Origin of the sequence: Cupriavidus sp. WKF15, assembly GCF_029278605.1 — a bacterium.
Taxonomy (GTDB): domain Bacteria; phylum Pseudomonadota; class Gammaproteobacteria; order Burkholderiales; family Burkholderiaceae; genus Cupriavidus.
This window is the reverse complement of the sequence record NZ_CP119573.1, coordinates 16,795-32,146: the sequence shown is the minus strand read 5'-3', so window position 1 is coordinate 32,146 and position 15,352 is coordinate 16,795. Positions and strand designations below refer to the sequence as shown.

At 67.7% G+C, this 15,352-nt stretch carries 11 protein-coding genes; 8 read left to right on the top strand and 3 right to left on the bottom strand.

Going from position 1 to position 15,352, the window contains the following annotated elements; all coding sequences use genetic code 11:
* Positions 1 to 9 precede the first annotated feature (9 nt).
* The 3 genes from CupriaWKF_RS17505 to CupriaWKF_RS17495 form a co-directional block, all read right to left on the bottom strand.
* Positions 10 to 630, bottom strand: a complete 621-nt coding sequence (locus CupriaWKF_RS17505; protein WP_276102043.1) for a putative colanic acid biosynthesis acetyltransferase — start codon at positions 628 to 630, stop codon at positions 10 to 12.
* A 146-nt stretch (positions 631 to 776) separates the two neighbouring features.
* Positions 777 to 1,967: an acyltransferase gene (locus CupriaWKF_RS17500; RefSeq protein ID WP_276102042.1), complete on the bottom strand. Its 1,191-nt coding sequence runs from the start codon at positions 1,965 to 1,967 to the stop codon at positions 777 to 779.
* 178 nt (positions 1,968 to 2,145) lie between these two features.
* Positions 2,146 to 3,366 (bottom strand): glycosyltransferase, encoded by a 1,221-nt coding sequence (locus tag CupriaWKF_RS17495; RefSeq protein ID WP_276102041.1) that lies wholly within the window; start codon positions 3,364 to 3,366, stop codon positions 2,146 to 2,148.
* Between the two features lie 310 nt (positions 3,367 to 3,676).
* On the opposite strand from CupriaWKF_RS17495, the gene CupriaWKF_RS17490 reads away from it, so the two are divergent.
* The 8 genes from CupriaWKF_RS17490 (at position 3,677) to CupriaWKF_RS17455 (ending at position 15,343) form a co-directional block, all read left to right on the top strand.
* The gene (locus CupriaWKF_RS17490) at positions 3,677 to 4,927 is read left to right on the top strand and encodes an oligosaccharide flippase family protein (protein WP_276102040.1); all 1,251 of its coding nucleotides are present in this window, start codon (positions 3,677 to 3,679) and stop codon (positions 4,925 to 4,927) included.
* Positions 4,927 to 5,994, top strand: coding sequence for a glycosyltransferase family 4 protein (locus CupriaWKF_RS17485; protein WP_276102039.1), 1,068 nt, complete (start codon positions 4,927 to 4,929; stop codon positions 5,992 to 5,994). Before CupriaWKF_RS17490 ends, CupriaWKF_RS17485 begins: the two co-directional genes overlap by 1 nt.
* A gap of 701 nt (positions 5,995 to 6,695) precedes the next feature.
* Positions 6,696 to 7,688 (top strand): helix-turn-helix domain-containing protein, encoded by a 993-nt coding sequence (locus CupriaWKF_RS17480; RefSeq protein WP_276102038.1) that lies wholly within the window; start codon positions 6,696 to 6,698, stop codon positions 7,686 to 7,688.
* Between the two features lie 143 nt (positions 7,689 to 7,831).
* Complete coding sequence (locus CupriaWKF_RS17475; protein WP_276102036.1) at positions 7,832 to 9,361, top strand: mannose-1-phosphate guanylyltransferase/mannose-6-phosphate isomerase; 1,530 nt, start codon at positions 7,832 to 7,834, stop codon at positions 9,359 to 9,361.
* Between the two features lie 112 nt (positions 9,362 to 9,473).
* Positions 9,474 to 10,853: an undecaprenyl-phosphate glucose phosphotransferase gene (locus tag CupriaWKF_RS17470; protein ID WP_276102035.1), complete on the top strand. Its 1,380-nt coding sequence runs from the start codon at positions 9,474 to 9,476 to the stop codon at positions 10,851 to 10,853.
* Between the two features lie 67 nt (positions 10,854 to 10,920).
* Positions 10,921 to 13,170: a polysaccharide biosynthesis tyrosine autokinase gene (locus tag CupriaWKF_RS17465; RefSeq protein ID WP_276102034.1), complete on the top strand. Its 2,250-nt coding sequence runs from the start codon at positions 10,921 to 10,923 to the stop codon at positions 13,168 to 13,170.
* An 83-nt stretch (positions 13,171 to 13,253) separates the two neighbouring features.
* Positions 13,254 to 14,372 carry a GDP-mannose 4,6-dehydratase gene (gmd, locus tag CupriaWKF_RS17460; RefSeq protein WP_276102033.1) on the top strand — a complete coding sequence of 373 codons (1,119 nt, stop codon included), beginning with the start codon at positions 13,254 to 13,256 and terminating at the stop codon, positions 14,370 to 14,372.
* Between the two features lie 5 nt (positions 14,373 to 14,377).
* The gene (locus CupriaWKF_RS17455; RefSeq protein WP_276102032.1) at positions 14,378 to 15,343 is read left to right on the top strand and encodes a GDP-L-fucose synthase; all 966 of its coding nucleotides are present in this window, start codon (positions 14,378 to 14,380) and stop codon (positions 15,341 to 15,343) included.
* Positions 15,344 to 15,352: the final 9 nt, after the last annotated feature.

Below are 15,352 nucleotides of genomic sequence, written 5' to 3'. Positions count from 1 at the left end.
ACGGTCTCCTCAGATGCCGCAGTCGCGCCAGGACGGCACGGCGCTGCCGGCAAAGCGCGGGCGGATGAAGCGGCACGGATTTCCGCCGTAGACGCCGCCGGCTGGCAGCGAGTGGTGCACCACGGACAGCGGTGTCACCACCGTCGAGCGTCCGATCGTGACGCCCTTCTGCACCACGCACCCGGCAGTGATCCACGCGCCGTCCTCGATCACGATCGGGGCGACCATCAAGTCCATGTTCGTGTCCAGCGCGTGCGAGCCGGCAGTGAGGAAGGCGCCCTGCGAGATGCAGACGTGCGAGCCAATGCGGATCGGCGCCTGGTTGTAGATCCAGCAGTCGACGCCGAACCAGCACGCATCGCCCACCTCCAGGTTCCACGGTGCCTTCACGCGCATCGGATGGACCATCCGGCAGCCGCGCCCGATGCGCGCGCCGAACAGCCGCAGCAGTCCGACCCGCAGGGCGGAGAAGGGCATGAGCGGGTTGTTTATGATGGTTGCTTCGAGCACGAACCAGACGGCTTCGAGTGGGAGGCTGCGGCGCCTGACATAGTTGCCCTTGCCCGCGCGGTCGAGCGGTATGACGGCGTTGCCCGCGTGGCGGGCCGACCCGAGCGCCTCAGCTTTCATGTCCCGTTCCTCCCGGCCTGGTCGTCGCAGGCCTTTCCTTTTCAACGTTCATACCGTTTCCAATTCGGTAAAAGAATTATTGAACGCTGCGGCCGGCCTGGTGGCGTATCGAGGCGCGCTTGTCCATGGGCGGAGAAGTTTTGGCGTCAATCGACTACGCCCTGTTGCCCGGGCGTCGGCCGGATGCCGCGGCGGTCTTCCAGGTCTTTTGCCATGCCAGCCGCGGGCAGCGGCGCGCGGCGCACGGGCATCACCGCTTCGCGCAGGCGCAGGAACGGGAGCTCGACGAGGCGCGTGGTCACGTAGCCCGCCACAAGGGCGATCGCAAACTGCAGGACGGTTGCCAGCGCCCACACCAGCAGTGGCGGCCAGCCCCATTCGAGCATGGTGCGAATGGCAACGCGCCCCGGCTCGCGCGCCACCGTGTGCCACAGGTAGATGCCGTATGAGTAGACGCCAACCCAGGCTACGGCACGATAGGCGAGCGTGTCGCGCAGCCGGCCGGAATGCTCCAGCACCAGCACGATCAGTGCGCAAAAGCCGATCGACTGGACGGTAAAGCCGATGCCTTCCTGTAGCGCGACGGTGCGTTGCACGCACAGCAGCCACGCCAGCAGCGCCGCCACGGCTGCGAGCAGCAAGGCGCGCCGCGCGGCCAGCGCGCGGTAGGTGGCGGGCATCAGGCAGTAGACCACGGCCAGCATCACCCCATAGAGCAGGCTGTCGACGCGGTAGTGGGTGTAGACGTAGGCACCGTCGAGGTCGCCAGCCGCTACCGCCGCCACGCGCCCGGCCAGCACCAGCATGCACAGCGCCGCCAGGTACACCAGCAGCATCTGCGGCGACGGGCGCCAGCGCGCCACGCCGAGCAGCGCGAGCGGCAACAGCAGGTAGAAGTGTTCCTCCACGGCAAGACTCCAGGTCTGTGCGATGGACGAACCCAGGTAGTTCTGCAGGTGAAAGGTGTTCTGGACCAGGAAGGTGTCGCGCGGGTGCCTTCCCGCCACGGCGTGGAACAGGACCAGCGCGTAGTACGCGGGCCAGATCTTGAACATGCGGCGCACGATGAAACGCCGCGCGTCGATCGTGCCGGTGCCGACGTACTCGCGCAGCAGCAGGCCGCCCACCAGGAAGCCGCTCAGCGTGAAGAACAATGTCACGCCCTCGCGCCCGAAGTGCTTGAGCGGATATTCGACCAGCCACACCAGCGTGCTGCCGGTGTCAACCGTGAAGAAGTGGATGCCCATCACGGCAATGATGGCGATGCCACGGATGAAGTCGAGCTGGCGCAGGCGTTCGTTGGGCGATGATGCCGCGTCTTGCTGGTGCGCAATCATGTGAACGGTCCTCCGGCCGGCAGGGACCCGCTACCCTGCCGGTGGGCGGCACCATCTTGGCGGTGCTTCGAAAGCTGAAAAGATAAAGATGGTGGCACCACATTCCTGGCGATGCCGCCGGTCCTGCATGGCTGGCTTGCGGCGGCGTGGCCAGGTAGGATTGCGCCCTGGCCAGCCCTCACGCGGCCGCGCAGCGCAAGGTGCGCTTGAACTCTGCGACCGTGTGGCGCGCCAGCAGGTGCGCGCGGGCGATGTCTCCCGGCGCCCGCGCGTGCGGCGTCGTGGTGGCGGGCGGCGGCCAGAGCTGGTTCAGGGCGTGGCGGATGGCCGGCGTCGACAAGTCGTCGAGCACGGGTCCGAGTTCGCGCCCGTTGCAGAACCAGCCGATCAGCCCGTCCGCGGTGGCGATCACCGGCTTGCCGCTGCGATAGGCCTGCACCAGCACGCCGCTCATGCCGTAGTGGCCCTTGTAGCCGAGCCACACCGCATCGCATGCAGCGAAGAGGTCGGCCTCCTCGGCCTCGGTGATGAAGCGGTCCAGGATGAGCGGCTGCGGCCTGAGCGCTGGCGCGGCGGCCTGCAGGTAGTCACGCGTCTCGGCGTCCTGCATGCCGGCGACGACCAGCGTCGGCGCGCGCGCATGCCCGGACAGCGCCTGCACCAGCTCGCGGATGCCCTTGCGCGCGCTGACGTCGCCATACACGAGCAGGTGCGGACCGGCACCCAGCCGCAGGCGCAAGCGCGCGGCGTCGGGGCTGGTGCCGCATGCGCCGGTGATTTCCGGGCTCGGGTCCGCGAGGTAGGCGAGCGCAGCGCCGCCGTGGCGCCCCGCATGCCACTGCGGCAGGGTGGGGTCGATCGACAGCAGCGTGTGCAGGCCATCGCAGCGCATCGCAGCGCGGAACAGCAGCGCCTTCAAGGCGTTGACGAACGGCTGGCGCGGCGCGCGCACGCCCACGCTGGCATGGTGGAAACTGGCGCGCATGGTAATGCCAAGCCATGACGTCGGGCCGAAGGGCGAGCCGAGCAGCGGCAGCGCGTACAGGAAATAGTCGGCGTAGGGCACCACCACCAACGCCGGCTGCAGCGTCGCGCAGGCTTGCCGGTGCAGATGGCGGAAAACCCGCCAGAAGCGGATATGCGACAGCCGGCCCGCGCCACGACCGGCGTGGGCCGGCAGTGCTACCGGCAGCAGCTCGCAACCTGGGTGGCGCCCGGCGGCCAGTGCCTGCGCGAGCTGGTGATCGCGGTTGGCGACGTCCGTCACCACCAGGCAGCGGTGGCCGGCCTCGGCGAAGGCCTGCATGGTCCATTCGACATAGCGCCAGCGGTGGCCGGTGAAATCGGGCTCGATGATCAGCAGCGCAGGGGCGGAGGTGGTAGCCGGCATCGCGGTCATGGTTGTCGTCGCACGTGTCTGGAATTCATGCCGCAGCCCGCTCCCGGGCGAGAGAACTGCCGGGGCCGGCTTCCTGATGTCATCACCCTAGCAGCGCGTGCCAGTCCGCTGCCGCCAAAAGCAAGCGCGCCGCGGCAGCGGAACGGCAAGTCGTCCGGCACATGTCGCGTGGGCGGCACGGCTGACCGAAAACGACTGGAAGATGGCGTGCCGCCCATGCAGGTGGCGCGCTATGGTCGGTGCACAGGGCCATGCAGGCCACTGACGCCAGGCGCGCGCTCCACACACACCAACAAACAGCCGGAGGGCCATGAACAAGGCATTGAAGATCATGGCGGGATTGCCGCGCAGCTGGCCGCCGGCCCATTCCGCCGTCTGGGTGCTGGTCCAGCAGGCGCTGGCGCGAGGGCTGGTGGCGGTCAAGTTCCTGCTGGTCGGGCGCATGCTGGGCCCGGAGGCGCTCGGCGTCGCGGGCGTTGCGCTGCTGGCGGTGGCGATTGCCGAGGCACTCAGCGATACCGGCCTGCCGCAGGCCGTGGTGCAGGGCCGCCAGGAACCGGCGCCGCATGAATTATCGGCACTGTGGATGGCACTGAGCTGCCGCGGCGTGCTGGTAGGACTGCTGCTGGCAGCGCTCGCGCCGTTCCTCGCCGCGCAGTTCCATCTTGCCGGCGCGGTGCCGTTGTTGTGGATGGCCGCCATGCTGCCGTTCCTGCGCGGGCTGGCCTCGCCCGCCTACTACGTGGTCATGCGCGAGCGCGGCTTCCAGCAGATCGCGGGCGTGGAAGTGGCGAACGCCTGCACCGACTGCGCCGTGAGCCTTGCCTGCGCGCTGGCCGGTGTGGGTGCGTACAGCATCGTCATTGGCCTGCTGGCAGGCGAGGCATGCAAGAGCGTGCTGACGTGGGCGGTGCTGCGCCCGCGCCCGCTGCTGCGGCTGCGCTGGACCGGCATCGGGCATTACATCGGCTTCAGCCGCTGGATCTGGGCCGGCAGTGTGGTCAACCTGATCCTGAACCAGTTCGACAAGGTGATGGTGGGCAGGCTGCTCGGCCCGGCGCAACTCGGCGCGTACCAGATGGCGTCCAAGCTCGCGCAGATGCTGCTGGCCGATGCGGGCATCGCGCTGTCGCAATACCTGTTCCCGACCTTCGCCGCGCGCCATCGCCAGCAGGACGGTTCCGCGCTGCGGCTGGCGCGCCGCCTGCTCCTGCTGGGCGTGTTGCTGCTGGCTGCGGCTGTCACCGTTCTGGCCGTGGTGGCCGAACCGCTCTTCCTGCTGCTGCTCGGGCCGCGCTGGCTCGAGGCCGTGCCGCTCTTTCGCGTGTTTGCGGTCAACATGGCCATCGGCGCGCTGATCGCGTTGCTGGTGGCCTACCTGCGCGCCGTGGGTCTGCCGCGCGCGGCCACTGAGGCGTCGGTGATCCAGGTTGGCGTGCTGCTCTTGCTGGTGCCGCCGGCCACGCAGCACTCCGGCGCTATCGGTATTGCATGGTCGATGACCGTCGGGCTGGCGTCTGCGGCGGCGTGGATGCTCTTTCGCATATTCAGGAGGGCGTGATGCGGATACTCCATCTTGTGCTGGCGCCGCGGCTGTCGGGCGCTGAAGTCCTGGCTCGGGACCTTGCCATCGCCCAGCAGGAAGAGGGGGAAGTCGTCGGCCTGGCCTCGCTGCTGCCGGCCCATGCCGACTTCGCCGCGCTGCGAGTCGATCTGGATCGCGCGGGCGTGCCGTGCCACTTCCCGGCGCGGCCGACGCGCGCGCCGGGCCGGCTGTGGCACCTGCTAGGCGCGCTGCGGCGCTTCCGTCCCGACGTGGTATTCGCCCACGCCACCATCCCGGCGTTCTACGCGCGCGCGCTGCCGTGGCCGGCGCCGGTCGTCTACGTGATGCATTCGGCCGTCAATGATTTCGAACGGCCGCTATTCCGCTTTGCGGAGCGCATGCTATCGCGGCGCGCACGCGCAGTGGTGGCTGTGGCGCAGAGCAATATCCGCGACTATCGCGCGGCGGTGGGCAGCCATCCGGCACTGATGCTGATCCCGAACGGCGTCGACACGCGCCGCTTTGCCGCATCGGCCACCAAGGCGGTGAACGGGACGGATAGTCCCCTTGTCGTCCAGCTTGGCCGCTATGCGGCGGTAAAGAACCAGCTGCACACGGTACGTGCCTTCGCGCAGATGCTGCCAATGGTGCCCGGGGCGCGCCTCGCGCTGTACGGCGTGATCGAGGATCCCTCATACCATGCCGCCGTGCAGGCACTGGTCGATGCGCTCGGGCTGGGGGCGCAGGTCAGCGTCAACGGCCCGCGCGGCGATATCCCGCAACTGCTGGCGCTGGCGAGCGCCTTTGCCATGCCGTCGGCCTCCGAGGCGCACAGCATTGCCTTCCTGGAAGCACTGGCGACGGGCGTGCCCGTCGTGGCCAGCGCGATCCCCGCCTTTCGCTTTTCAGGCGGCTTCCCGGCAGTCCAGTTGCTCGACACGGGCGACATCGCCGCCTACGCGAACGCGCTCGCGCGGGCGGTGGCACAGCCCCGCGCCGCACGGCCGCTCGACGGCCTGACGCTGCAGGACACCGTGCGGCACTACCGCGCCATCGCGCGCACCGTGACAGGCCTCGCCTGAGGCTGCCTTCCGCTTGCCTTAGCCGCTTCCCGCCCGGCAACCGCCTTCGGCCCTGCCTCCTCCGACAGGGCTTCCCAGGAATTCCACCGCCATTCCCGCGAACGCGGGAATGGCTCCTTGTTGACGGTGCCAGAAGCGAGGCAGGACGCGCCGATGGGGCATGCGGGACGAGTGGTCCAATCATTCCGAAGGGCCCGCCCCCTTGGCGAAGGGACAGCGGCGTATTAATGCCGGAATTAATTATTATATTCTTTTTTATTTTCACGCTTCATGTGTTTCTTTCGTCATGTCCTTTCGCATTATGTCGGGGTTTCAATCCGTATCATGGCTGAAACAAGTGCAAAAAAACATCGGGAAAATGCACCATATCTGATATTAGTGCGATTTACACCGCGCTTGCTTTGGTGCAGTTGTGCCGCATTGCAACATTTTGTATAGAGTGATTTTTACTCGCTTCTTTTCTGGTTCCGGCGGGCCGAATAATCTGTGGCATGAATCACATGTATTGAATAAATTCGTTTATTTACAATGAAATGTGGCGAATTCAGTGATCCGACCGGCAAGATCCCGCCAAGAGGCCGTCAGTTTCCGACATCAACGTAGCCACGTTTTCATTGTTGTATATGATGCAATGCAACAGACCAGAAGTCCGGCGCTGCACGGAACAAAGAAGCAAGAAGCGAATGAAATGGGGAGTAATCATGAGCTATGCGCAACTCAAGCCTTCAGTGAGCTGGTTGTCTTTGTCAGCCCGGCCTCGCAGGGACGCCGCGCGGCGTATCGGAATCCTGCTGTTCGACGGATTTTCGCTGCTCGGCGCCGGAATGATTGCGGAGGTATTCCACACCGCCAACGCACTGTCCGAGGATGTACCGGACCTGGCGGGGCAGGCCCGCTATGAAGTGCGCTTCCTGTCACTGACGGGCGGCAACATCGCCTGTTCGGCCTCCGTGCATGTCTGGACCGATGAAATCGACCCCGGCCAGCCGCCCGGCTTCGACATGCTCTTCGTCGCCGCCGGCGAGGACGCCCATGGCTGCAGCATCGACGAGCGCGTGGTGGGCTGGCTGCGTGCGGCCGCGCACCGCAAGACCGCCACGGTCCGGCCCATCGCCCAGGGCCGCGCCGTGCTCGATGCGGCAGGAATCTCTCCATTGGCCACGTTGCCTGACACGCAGTCGGCCAGCCAGCCGCTGGCGCTCGACGCCGCCGACGACCAGTTCGAATCCATGAAGGCCGCGCTGACGCTGATCCGGCACGAGCAGGGTGTCGATGCCGCGCGCGCCGTGGCGGGCCGCGTGATGCCTTCGTGGGGCAGCCGGCTGCTGCCGTGCATCGGCGACCCCGGCATGACGGGCCCCGGCGAGAAGATCCGCGCCGCGGCCCGCTGGCTGCGCCAGCATTGCGAACAGGACATCTCGATTGCCGACGCCGCCGAGGTGGCTGCCATGAGCGAGCGCAACTTCCTGCGCCGCTTCAAGCTGGAAATGGGCATCACGCCTTCGGACTTCCTGCTTCAGGCGCGGCTCGACACGGCCTGCGGCTTCCTTGCCGAGACCGAACTGCCGGTCGACAAGGTGGCGCGCCGCAGCGGCATGGGCAATGGCGACCGTCTTGCCAAGATTTTCCGCAAGCGCCTGTCGATCTCGCCGACCGAGTTCCGACAGCGATCCCGGCTGACCGTCGACGGCTAGTCCGCGGACGCGGCGCCTACGCCGCGCGCCAGTCAATCAGAAAGCCACGAGGAATGCAAGCCGCGCGGGGCGGCGGGGAGCGCTCGTCCCGACACCGTGGCTTCGCATTGCCCGAACGCAAACGAGAACAAGGAGGGCCGATCATGACAAACACAGACAGCGCCGACGGCACAGCCACCGCGGCATCGACGACCCCGGCACACGGCCAGCGCCTGCGCATCGCGCCGGTAGTCCTGGCGGGCGGCGCGGGCACCCGGCTGTGGCCGCTGTCGCGCGAGCACTATCCCAAGCAACTGATCGACCTGATCGGGCCCGACTCATTACTGCAGGCCACGTTGCGCCGTCTCGAAGGCTTTGAGGGCGTACCCGGTGGGCGCGAGGTGGTGCCGGCGCCCATCGTCGCCTGCGGCGAAGAGCACCGTTTCGTCACCGCCGAGCAATTGCGCGCCAGCGGCATCCAGGCGCGCCTGCTGGTGGAACCGGGCCGCCGCAACACCGCGCCCGCGCTGACCATCGCCGCGTGGCTGGCCCAGGCGCAGGGCGAGGACGTGATCCTCGTGGTGATGCCGGCCGATCACGCCATGCTCGATACGGACGCCTTCCGCGCCGCGCTGGCCACGGCCGCCGATCACGCCGAACGCGGTGCGATGGTCACGCTCGGTGTGCCGCCCACGCGCGCCGAAACCGGTTACGGTTACATCCGCCTAGGCGCCGCGCTGCCCGACGGCGTGCACGAGATCGCGCGCTTCGTCGAGAAGCCCGCGCTCGAACTGGCGGCACAGTACGTGCAGAGCGGCCAGTACTGGTGGAACAGCGGCATCTTCATCGTACGCGCCAACGTGTGGCTGCAGGCCGTGCAGACGTTGCAGCCCGACATGTACGAGAGCTGCATGCATGCCGTGATCGAGGGCAAGCTCGATGGCGCCTTCTTCCGTCCCGCGCCGAAGGCTTTCCTGACCTGCCCGTCCGATTCCATCGACTACGCGGTGATGGAGCGGCTGGAACTGCCGGAGTCGCCGTGCCGCGGCGTGGTGGTGCCGCTGGCGGCAGGCTGGTCCGACCTTGGCTCGTGGGACGCCGTCTGGGACGCTACCGAAAAGGACACCGCTGGCAATGCGGCGCGCGGCCGCGTGGTATTCGAGGGCGCCAGTCACAGCTATGCGCATTCCGATGGCCGCCTGGTGGCCTGTGTCGGCACGCACAACATCGTCGTCATCGAGACCGCGGACGCGGTGCTGGTTGCCGACCGCTCGCATGTGCAGGACGTCAAGACCCTGGTCGAGCGCATCAAGGCCCAGCACGCACCCGAGGCCGAGACGCACCGCAAGGTGCGCCGGCCCTGGGGCTTCTACGACTCGGTGGACCACGGTCCGCGCTTCCAGGTCAAGCGCATCGTGGTAGCGCCTGGCGCGCGGCTGTCGCTCCAGTTGCACCACCACCGCGCCGAGCACTGGGTGGTGGTGAGCGGTACGGCGCTCGTGCAGCGTGGCGAAGAGAAATTCCTGCTCGGCGAGAACCAGTCGACCTACATACCGCTGGGTGTGACGCACCGGCTGGAGAACCCTGGCAAGTTGCCGCTCGAGATCATCGAGGTGCAGTCCGGTGGCTACCTGGGCGAAGACGACATCGTGCGGCTCGACGACGCCTTCGGGCGCTGCGACAGAGAGGGCTAGCGCTGCGAATGACCGGCGCCGGGCTGGCGCCGGGCGGTTTGCAAGGGGAGTCCGGCAACGGGGAGCCGGCGTGGCAAGGCAGTGGTTGCTTACGGGTGGTACGGGGGGCGCTATGCTCAGGCTGGAGGGGTTACTGGCGCGCACGCTGGACGTTGCGCTGGTGTTCGCGGGGGCCGTGGCGGCCTCGCAGATCCGCTTCGACGCGGTGATGCAGGAGGACTTCTATGACCTCTTCATCGTGCTGTCGGCGGCGTTCACGCTGGCATTGTTCCCCGCGTTCGGCATCTACGAATCGTGGCGCGGGCGTTCCAAGCTCGGCCTCGCAGGCCAGGTCGCGCTGGCCTGGCTGCTGGTGCAGCTGTGCGGTGTCATGGTGATGTTCTCCATGCACCGCCTCGACATCGTCTCGCGGCTCTGGTTCGCCTACTGGACCGCCGTCAGCGGTGCGCTGCTGATCGTTTCCAGGCTGGTCACCCATTTCGTGCTCGGCCACGTGCGCAGTGCCGGCATGAACCTGCACCAGGTCGCCATCGTCGGCGGCGGGCCACACTGCAACGCGGTGATCCGCCGCGTGGCGGCGTCGCCGGCATCGGGCTTCCGCGTGGCGGCGGCGTTCAACGTGCTGCCAACGTCCGGCAGTCTCAGCTCGCGCGTGCCGACCTTTGCTGACCGCGCCGCGTTCCAGCGCTACATCCGCACGCAGCAGATCCACGAACTCTGGCTTGCGCTGCCATTGTCGCAGGAGCGGTTGATCCTTGACCTCGTCAACGAGTTCCGCGACGAGCTGATCAATATCCGCTTCATGCCGGACCTTCGCTCGGTGGCGCTGTTCGACAGCGGCATGATCGACCTGATCGGCATGCATGCCATCAACCTCGCTGCCTCGCCGTTGCCGCAACACGCAGTGCTGCAGAAGGACATCTTCGACCGCCTGTTCGCCGTCGCCGCGCTGATCGGCCTGGCGCCGGTGCTGCTGGCGGTGGCCGTCGCGGTGAAGCTGTCGTCGCCGGGGCCGGTGCTGTTCCGCCAGAAGCGCAAGGGCGCCGACGGCCGCGTCTTCACCATCTACAAGTTCCGCTCGATGCGCGTGCATGCAGAGCAGGCCGGTACGCTGACGCAGGCCAGGCGTCTGGACCCGCGCGTCACCCGCGTAGGCGCCTTCCTGCGCCGCAGCAGCCTGGACGAGCTGCCACAGTTCTTCAACGTGCTGCGCGGCGACATGTCGGTGGTCGGCCCGCGCCCCCACGCGCTGGAGCATGACGACCAGTACAGCAAGCTGGTGAGCGGCTACATGCAGCGTTACCGCATCAAGCCGGGCATCACCGGCTGGGCCCAGGTCAACGGCTACCGCGGCGAGACCGACCGGCTGGAGAAGATGGAAGGACGCATTGCCTGCGACCTCTACTACCTCGGCAACTGGTCCTTCGCGCTCGACATGCGAATCATCGTCGCGACGATCTTCAAGGGACTGGTCCACCGCAACGCCTACTGACCCCGGCGACGGTCGCCGTGGCGGGCTCACCAAGAACGCGAAAGCACACGGAGCGCAAGGACAAGCCATGCCAACCGTACTCGACACGCAATACACCGAGGCCCCGCCGGCGCAGGAGCTGCGCCTGTCGGACTACCTGGCGACCCTGCTGGGGAGCTGGCGGCTGATCGCCCTGATCACGGCGGCAGCGCTGGTCATCGGCGTGATCTACGCGGCGATCGCCAAGCCGGTCTACCGCGCCGACGCGATGATCCAGGTGGAGGACAGCAAGGGCGCCGACGCCAACGCCAACCAGAATTCGCTGGGCTCGATCGCATCGATCTTCGACTCGAAGTCGTCCACGGCGGCGGAGATCGAGCTGATCCGTTCGCGGCTGGTGGTGGAGGAGGCCGTGCGCACGCTCCATCTCGACATGGCCGCGCGGCCACGCACGTTCCCCCTGGTTGGCGGCTGGCTGGCTGGGCGCTATGCCGGCACCGCGCCGGCACCGGCGCGCTTCGGCCTGCCGCAGTACGCATGGGGCGGCGAGTCGATCACGATGTCAGTGTTTGACACGCCTTCCAGGTACTACAACAAGCCGTTCGTCCTGACCATCACTGGCGAGCGCGCGTTCACGCTGCGCGACCCCGACGGCAACCCGGTGCTTAATGGCAAGGTGGGCGAGGAGGTCGGCGGCAACAGCGCGCTGGGTCCGGTGCGGGTGCGCATCGACGAGATCGCCGGGCGCCCCGGCACCGAGTTCGAGCTGGTGCGCGCGTCGACGCTCGCCACCGTGGAGCGCGTGCAACGCCAGCTCGCCGTGGGCGAGACCTCGCTGCAGTCAGGCATCATCCGCGCCAGCCTGGAAGGCCCCGACGCGAAGCTCACCGCCGACATCGTCAACACCATTGCGCGACAGTTCGTGCAGCAGGACATCGGCCGCCGCTCGGCTGAGGCGGAACACACGCTGGCCTTCCTCGACCAGCAGCTGCCGGTGCTGCGCAAGGAGTTGGACCATGCCGAGGAGCGCTACAACTCCTACCGCAATCGCACCGGCACGGTGAACCTGGACGAGGAAAGCCGGCTGCTGCTGCAGCAGGTGGTCGATAACAAGACCCGGCTTGCCACGCTGCAGGCCCAGCGCGCCGAGATGATGACGCGCTACACCGATACGAACCCCGCCATGGTCGCCATCAACGCCCAGATTGCGGCGCTCACGCAGCAGCAGGGCGCGTTGCGGCGCAGCGTGTCGGTGCTTCCCGATACCGAGCAGACCGTGCTGCGGCTGATGCGCGACGTGCGCGTCGACACCGAGCTGTACACCAGCCTGCTCAACAACGCCCAGCAGCTGCGCGTGATCAAGGCCGGCCAGGTCGGCAGCGTGCGGGTGGTGGACTTCGCGGCGCCGGCCGACGAGCCGGTGCGCCCGCAGCGCGTGATGCTGGTGCTGATCAGCGGCGGCCTTGGCATGCTGGCGGCCGTCGTGCTGGTGTTCGTGCGCAAGGCGCTCTATGGCGGCGTGGAGCATCCGGAGGACATCGAGCGCCTGCTCGGCGTGCCGGTCTGCGCCGTGGTGCCGCGCAGCCGCGTGCAGGCCCGGCTGCAGCGCGACCTCCGCGCCGGCCGGGGCGCGGGGGGGCCTCGCCTGCTGGCCGCGAGCGCGCCGGAAGACGTCGCCATCGAGGGCGTGCGCAGCCTTCGCACCACGTTGCAGTACGCGCTGCGCGATGCCCGCAACAACGTGGTCATGCTGACCGGCTCGCGCCAGGACGCAGGCAAGTCATTCCTGTCGGTGAATCTTGCCGCGCTGGTGGCGTCGGGCCACCGCCGCGTGCTGGTGATCGACGGCGACATGCGGCGCGGCGAGGTCCATTTGCACTTCGGCCTGCGCCACCGGCCGGGGCTCTCCGACGCGCTGGCGGGCATGGACTTCGACGCCGCCGTCGTGCGCGACGTGCTGCCGGGCCTGGACGTGCTGCCGCGCGGCAGCCTGCCAGAAGACCCGGCGGACCTGCTGATGAGCGAGCGCTTTCGCACCATGCTCGACCACTTCGCCACGTGCTACGACATGGTGATCCTCGACACCCCGCCGGTGCTCGCCGTGACCGATGCCACGCTGCTCGGCCGGCACGCCGCCACCACCCTGCTGGTGGTGCGTCACGGCCGCCATCCGGCCGCCGAGATCGGCGAGGCGGCGCGGCGGCTTGCCAACGGCGGCGTTGCCCTGCAGGGCGTGCTGCTGACCGATGTTCCGCGGCCGCCGTTGCAGCTCGGAGCGCCGTATGGCGCGGACTACGGCGCGCGGGGAGGGCAGGGAGGGCAGGGAGGGCAGGGGTAAGGATGCGGCAACAGGTCCCGCCGCCACGCCGGCCCCAACCGGGGCGAGCTCCAACCGAACTCCAATTCACAGGGAGAAAGACGATGAAGCGCAAGGTTGCTCTGATTACGGGAATCACCGGCCAGGACGGCTCCTATCTTGCCGAACTGCTGCTCGACAAGGGCTATGAAGTGCATGGCATCAAGCGGCGCACGTCGCTGTTCAATACCGACCGCATCGACCACCTGTACCGTGAGCGGCACGAGCAGGACCTGCGCTTCTTCCTGCACCACGGCGACCTGATCGACGCCACCAGCCTCCTGCGCGTGATCCAGCGCATCGAGCCGGACGAGATCTACAACCTTGCCGCGCAGAGTCACGTGGCGGTGTCGTTCGAGGAGCCGGAGTACACCGCCAACGCCGATGGCATCGGCACGCTTCGCATCCTCGAGGCGATCCGTATCCTCGGCCTGGCGAAGCAGACGCGCTTCTACCAGGCGTCGACCTCCGAGCTGTACGGTCTGGTGCAGGAGATCCCGCAGAAGGAGACCACCCCCTTCTACCCGCGCAGCCCGTACGCCGTGGCGAAGCTCTATGCCTACTGGATCACCGTGAACTACCGCGAGGCCTACGGCATGTATGCGTGCAACGGCATCCTGTTCAACCACGAGTCGCCGGTTCGCGGCGAGACGTTCGTCACGCGCAAGATCACGCGGGCCATCGCGCGCATCGCCGTTGGGCTGCAGGACTGCCTCTACCTGGGCAACCTGTCGGCGCTGCGCGACTGGGGCCATGCACGCGACTATGTCGAGATGCAGTGGATGATGCTCCAGCAAGCGCAGCCCGAGGACTTCGTGATCGCTACTGGCGAGCAGTACAGCGTGCGCGACTTCGTGCAGCAGGCCGCCAACGAGCTGGGCGTGACGGTGCGCTTCGAAGGCGAGGGCGTGGATGAGATCGGCGTCGTCGAGCACATACACGGCAAGGAAACGCGGCTGCAGCCGGGGCAAGTGATCGTGCGCGTCGATCCCGCGTACTTCCGTCCGACCGAGGTCGAGACCTTGCTGGGCGATGCCTCCAAGGCCCACGAGAAGCTCGGTTGGCGCCCCACCACGCCATTCCCCGCGCTGGTCAAGGAGATGGTGCGCGCGGACTACCAGATCGCGCGCCGCGACGCGATGGTCACGCTGGCCGGCTTCAAGGCCCTGGAACACCACGAGTGACGGCCATGGACAAGGACGCCAACATCTTCGTGGCCGGGCACCGTGGCATGGTCGGCTCTGCGCTGGTCCGGGCGCTGCAGGCCGACGGCTACCGCCACATCATCACGCGCACCCATGCCGAGCTGGACCTGACCGACCAGGCTGCGGTGCGCCGCTTCTTCGCCACCGGCTCGATCGACGTGGTGCTGCTGGCGGCCGCGCGCGTGGGCGGCATTGTCGCCAATGCCTCGCGCCCGGCCTCTTTCCTCTATGAGAACCTGGCCATCGAGACCAACGTGATCGACGCCGCGTTCGACTCTGGCGTGCAGCGGCTGGTGTTCTTCGGCTCGTCATGCATCTATCCGCGCGCCTGCCCGCAGCCGATTCGCGAGGAGTACCTGCTGACCGGCCCGCTGGAGCCAACCAACGAGGCCTACGCCATTGCCAAGATTGCCGGGCTCAAGCTGTGCGAGGCCTACAACCGCCAGTACGGCACGCGCTACCTGTCAGTGATGCCGACCAATCTGTACGGCCCCAACGACAACTATGACCTGACCAACAGCCACGTGCTGCCGGCGCTGATCCGCAAGGCGCACGCGGCGGTAGAGGAGGGCGCGGGCACGCTGGCGGTGTGGGGCACTGGCACGCCGCGCCGCGAGTTCCTGCACGTCGACGACCTCGCCGCCGCGACGCTGTTCCTGTTGCGCCATGAGCACGCCGAGGGCGTGTTCAACGTCGGTGTGGGCAAGGACCTGCCGATCGCCGAGCTGGCCGCGATGGTTGCGGGCATCGCCGGATTTCAGGGGGAGCTCGTGTTCGATACCAGCAAGCCGGATGGCACGCCGCGCAAGCTGCTCGACGTCAGCCGCCTGGCGCGCATGGGCTGGCAGCCGCGCATCGGGCTGGAGGCCGGCATCACGGCCACATATTGCGAGTACAGGAATCGCGTCAGGTCGCTTGCGGAGCCAGCCGCGGCGGCAACACACGTCTGACAGGCACGC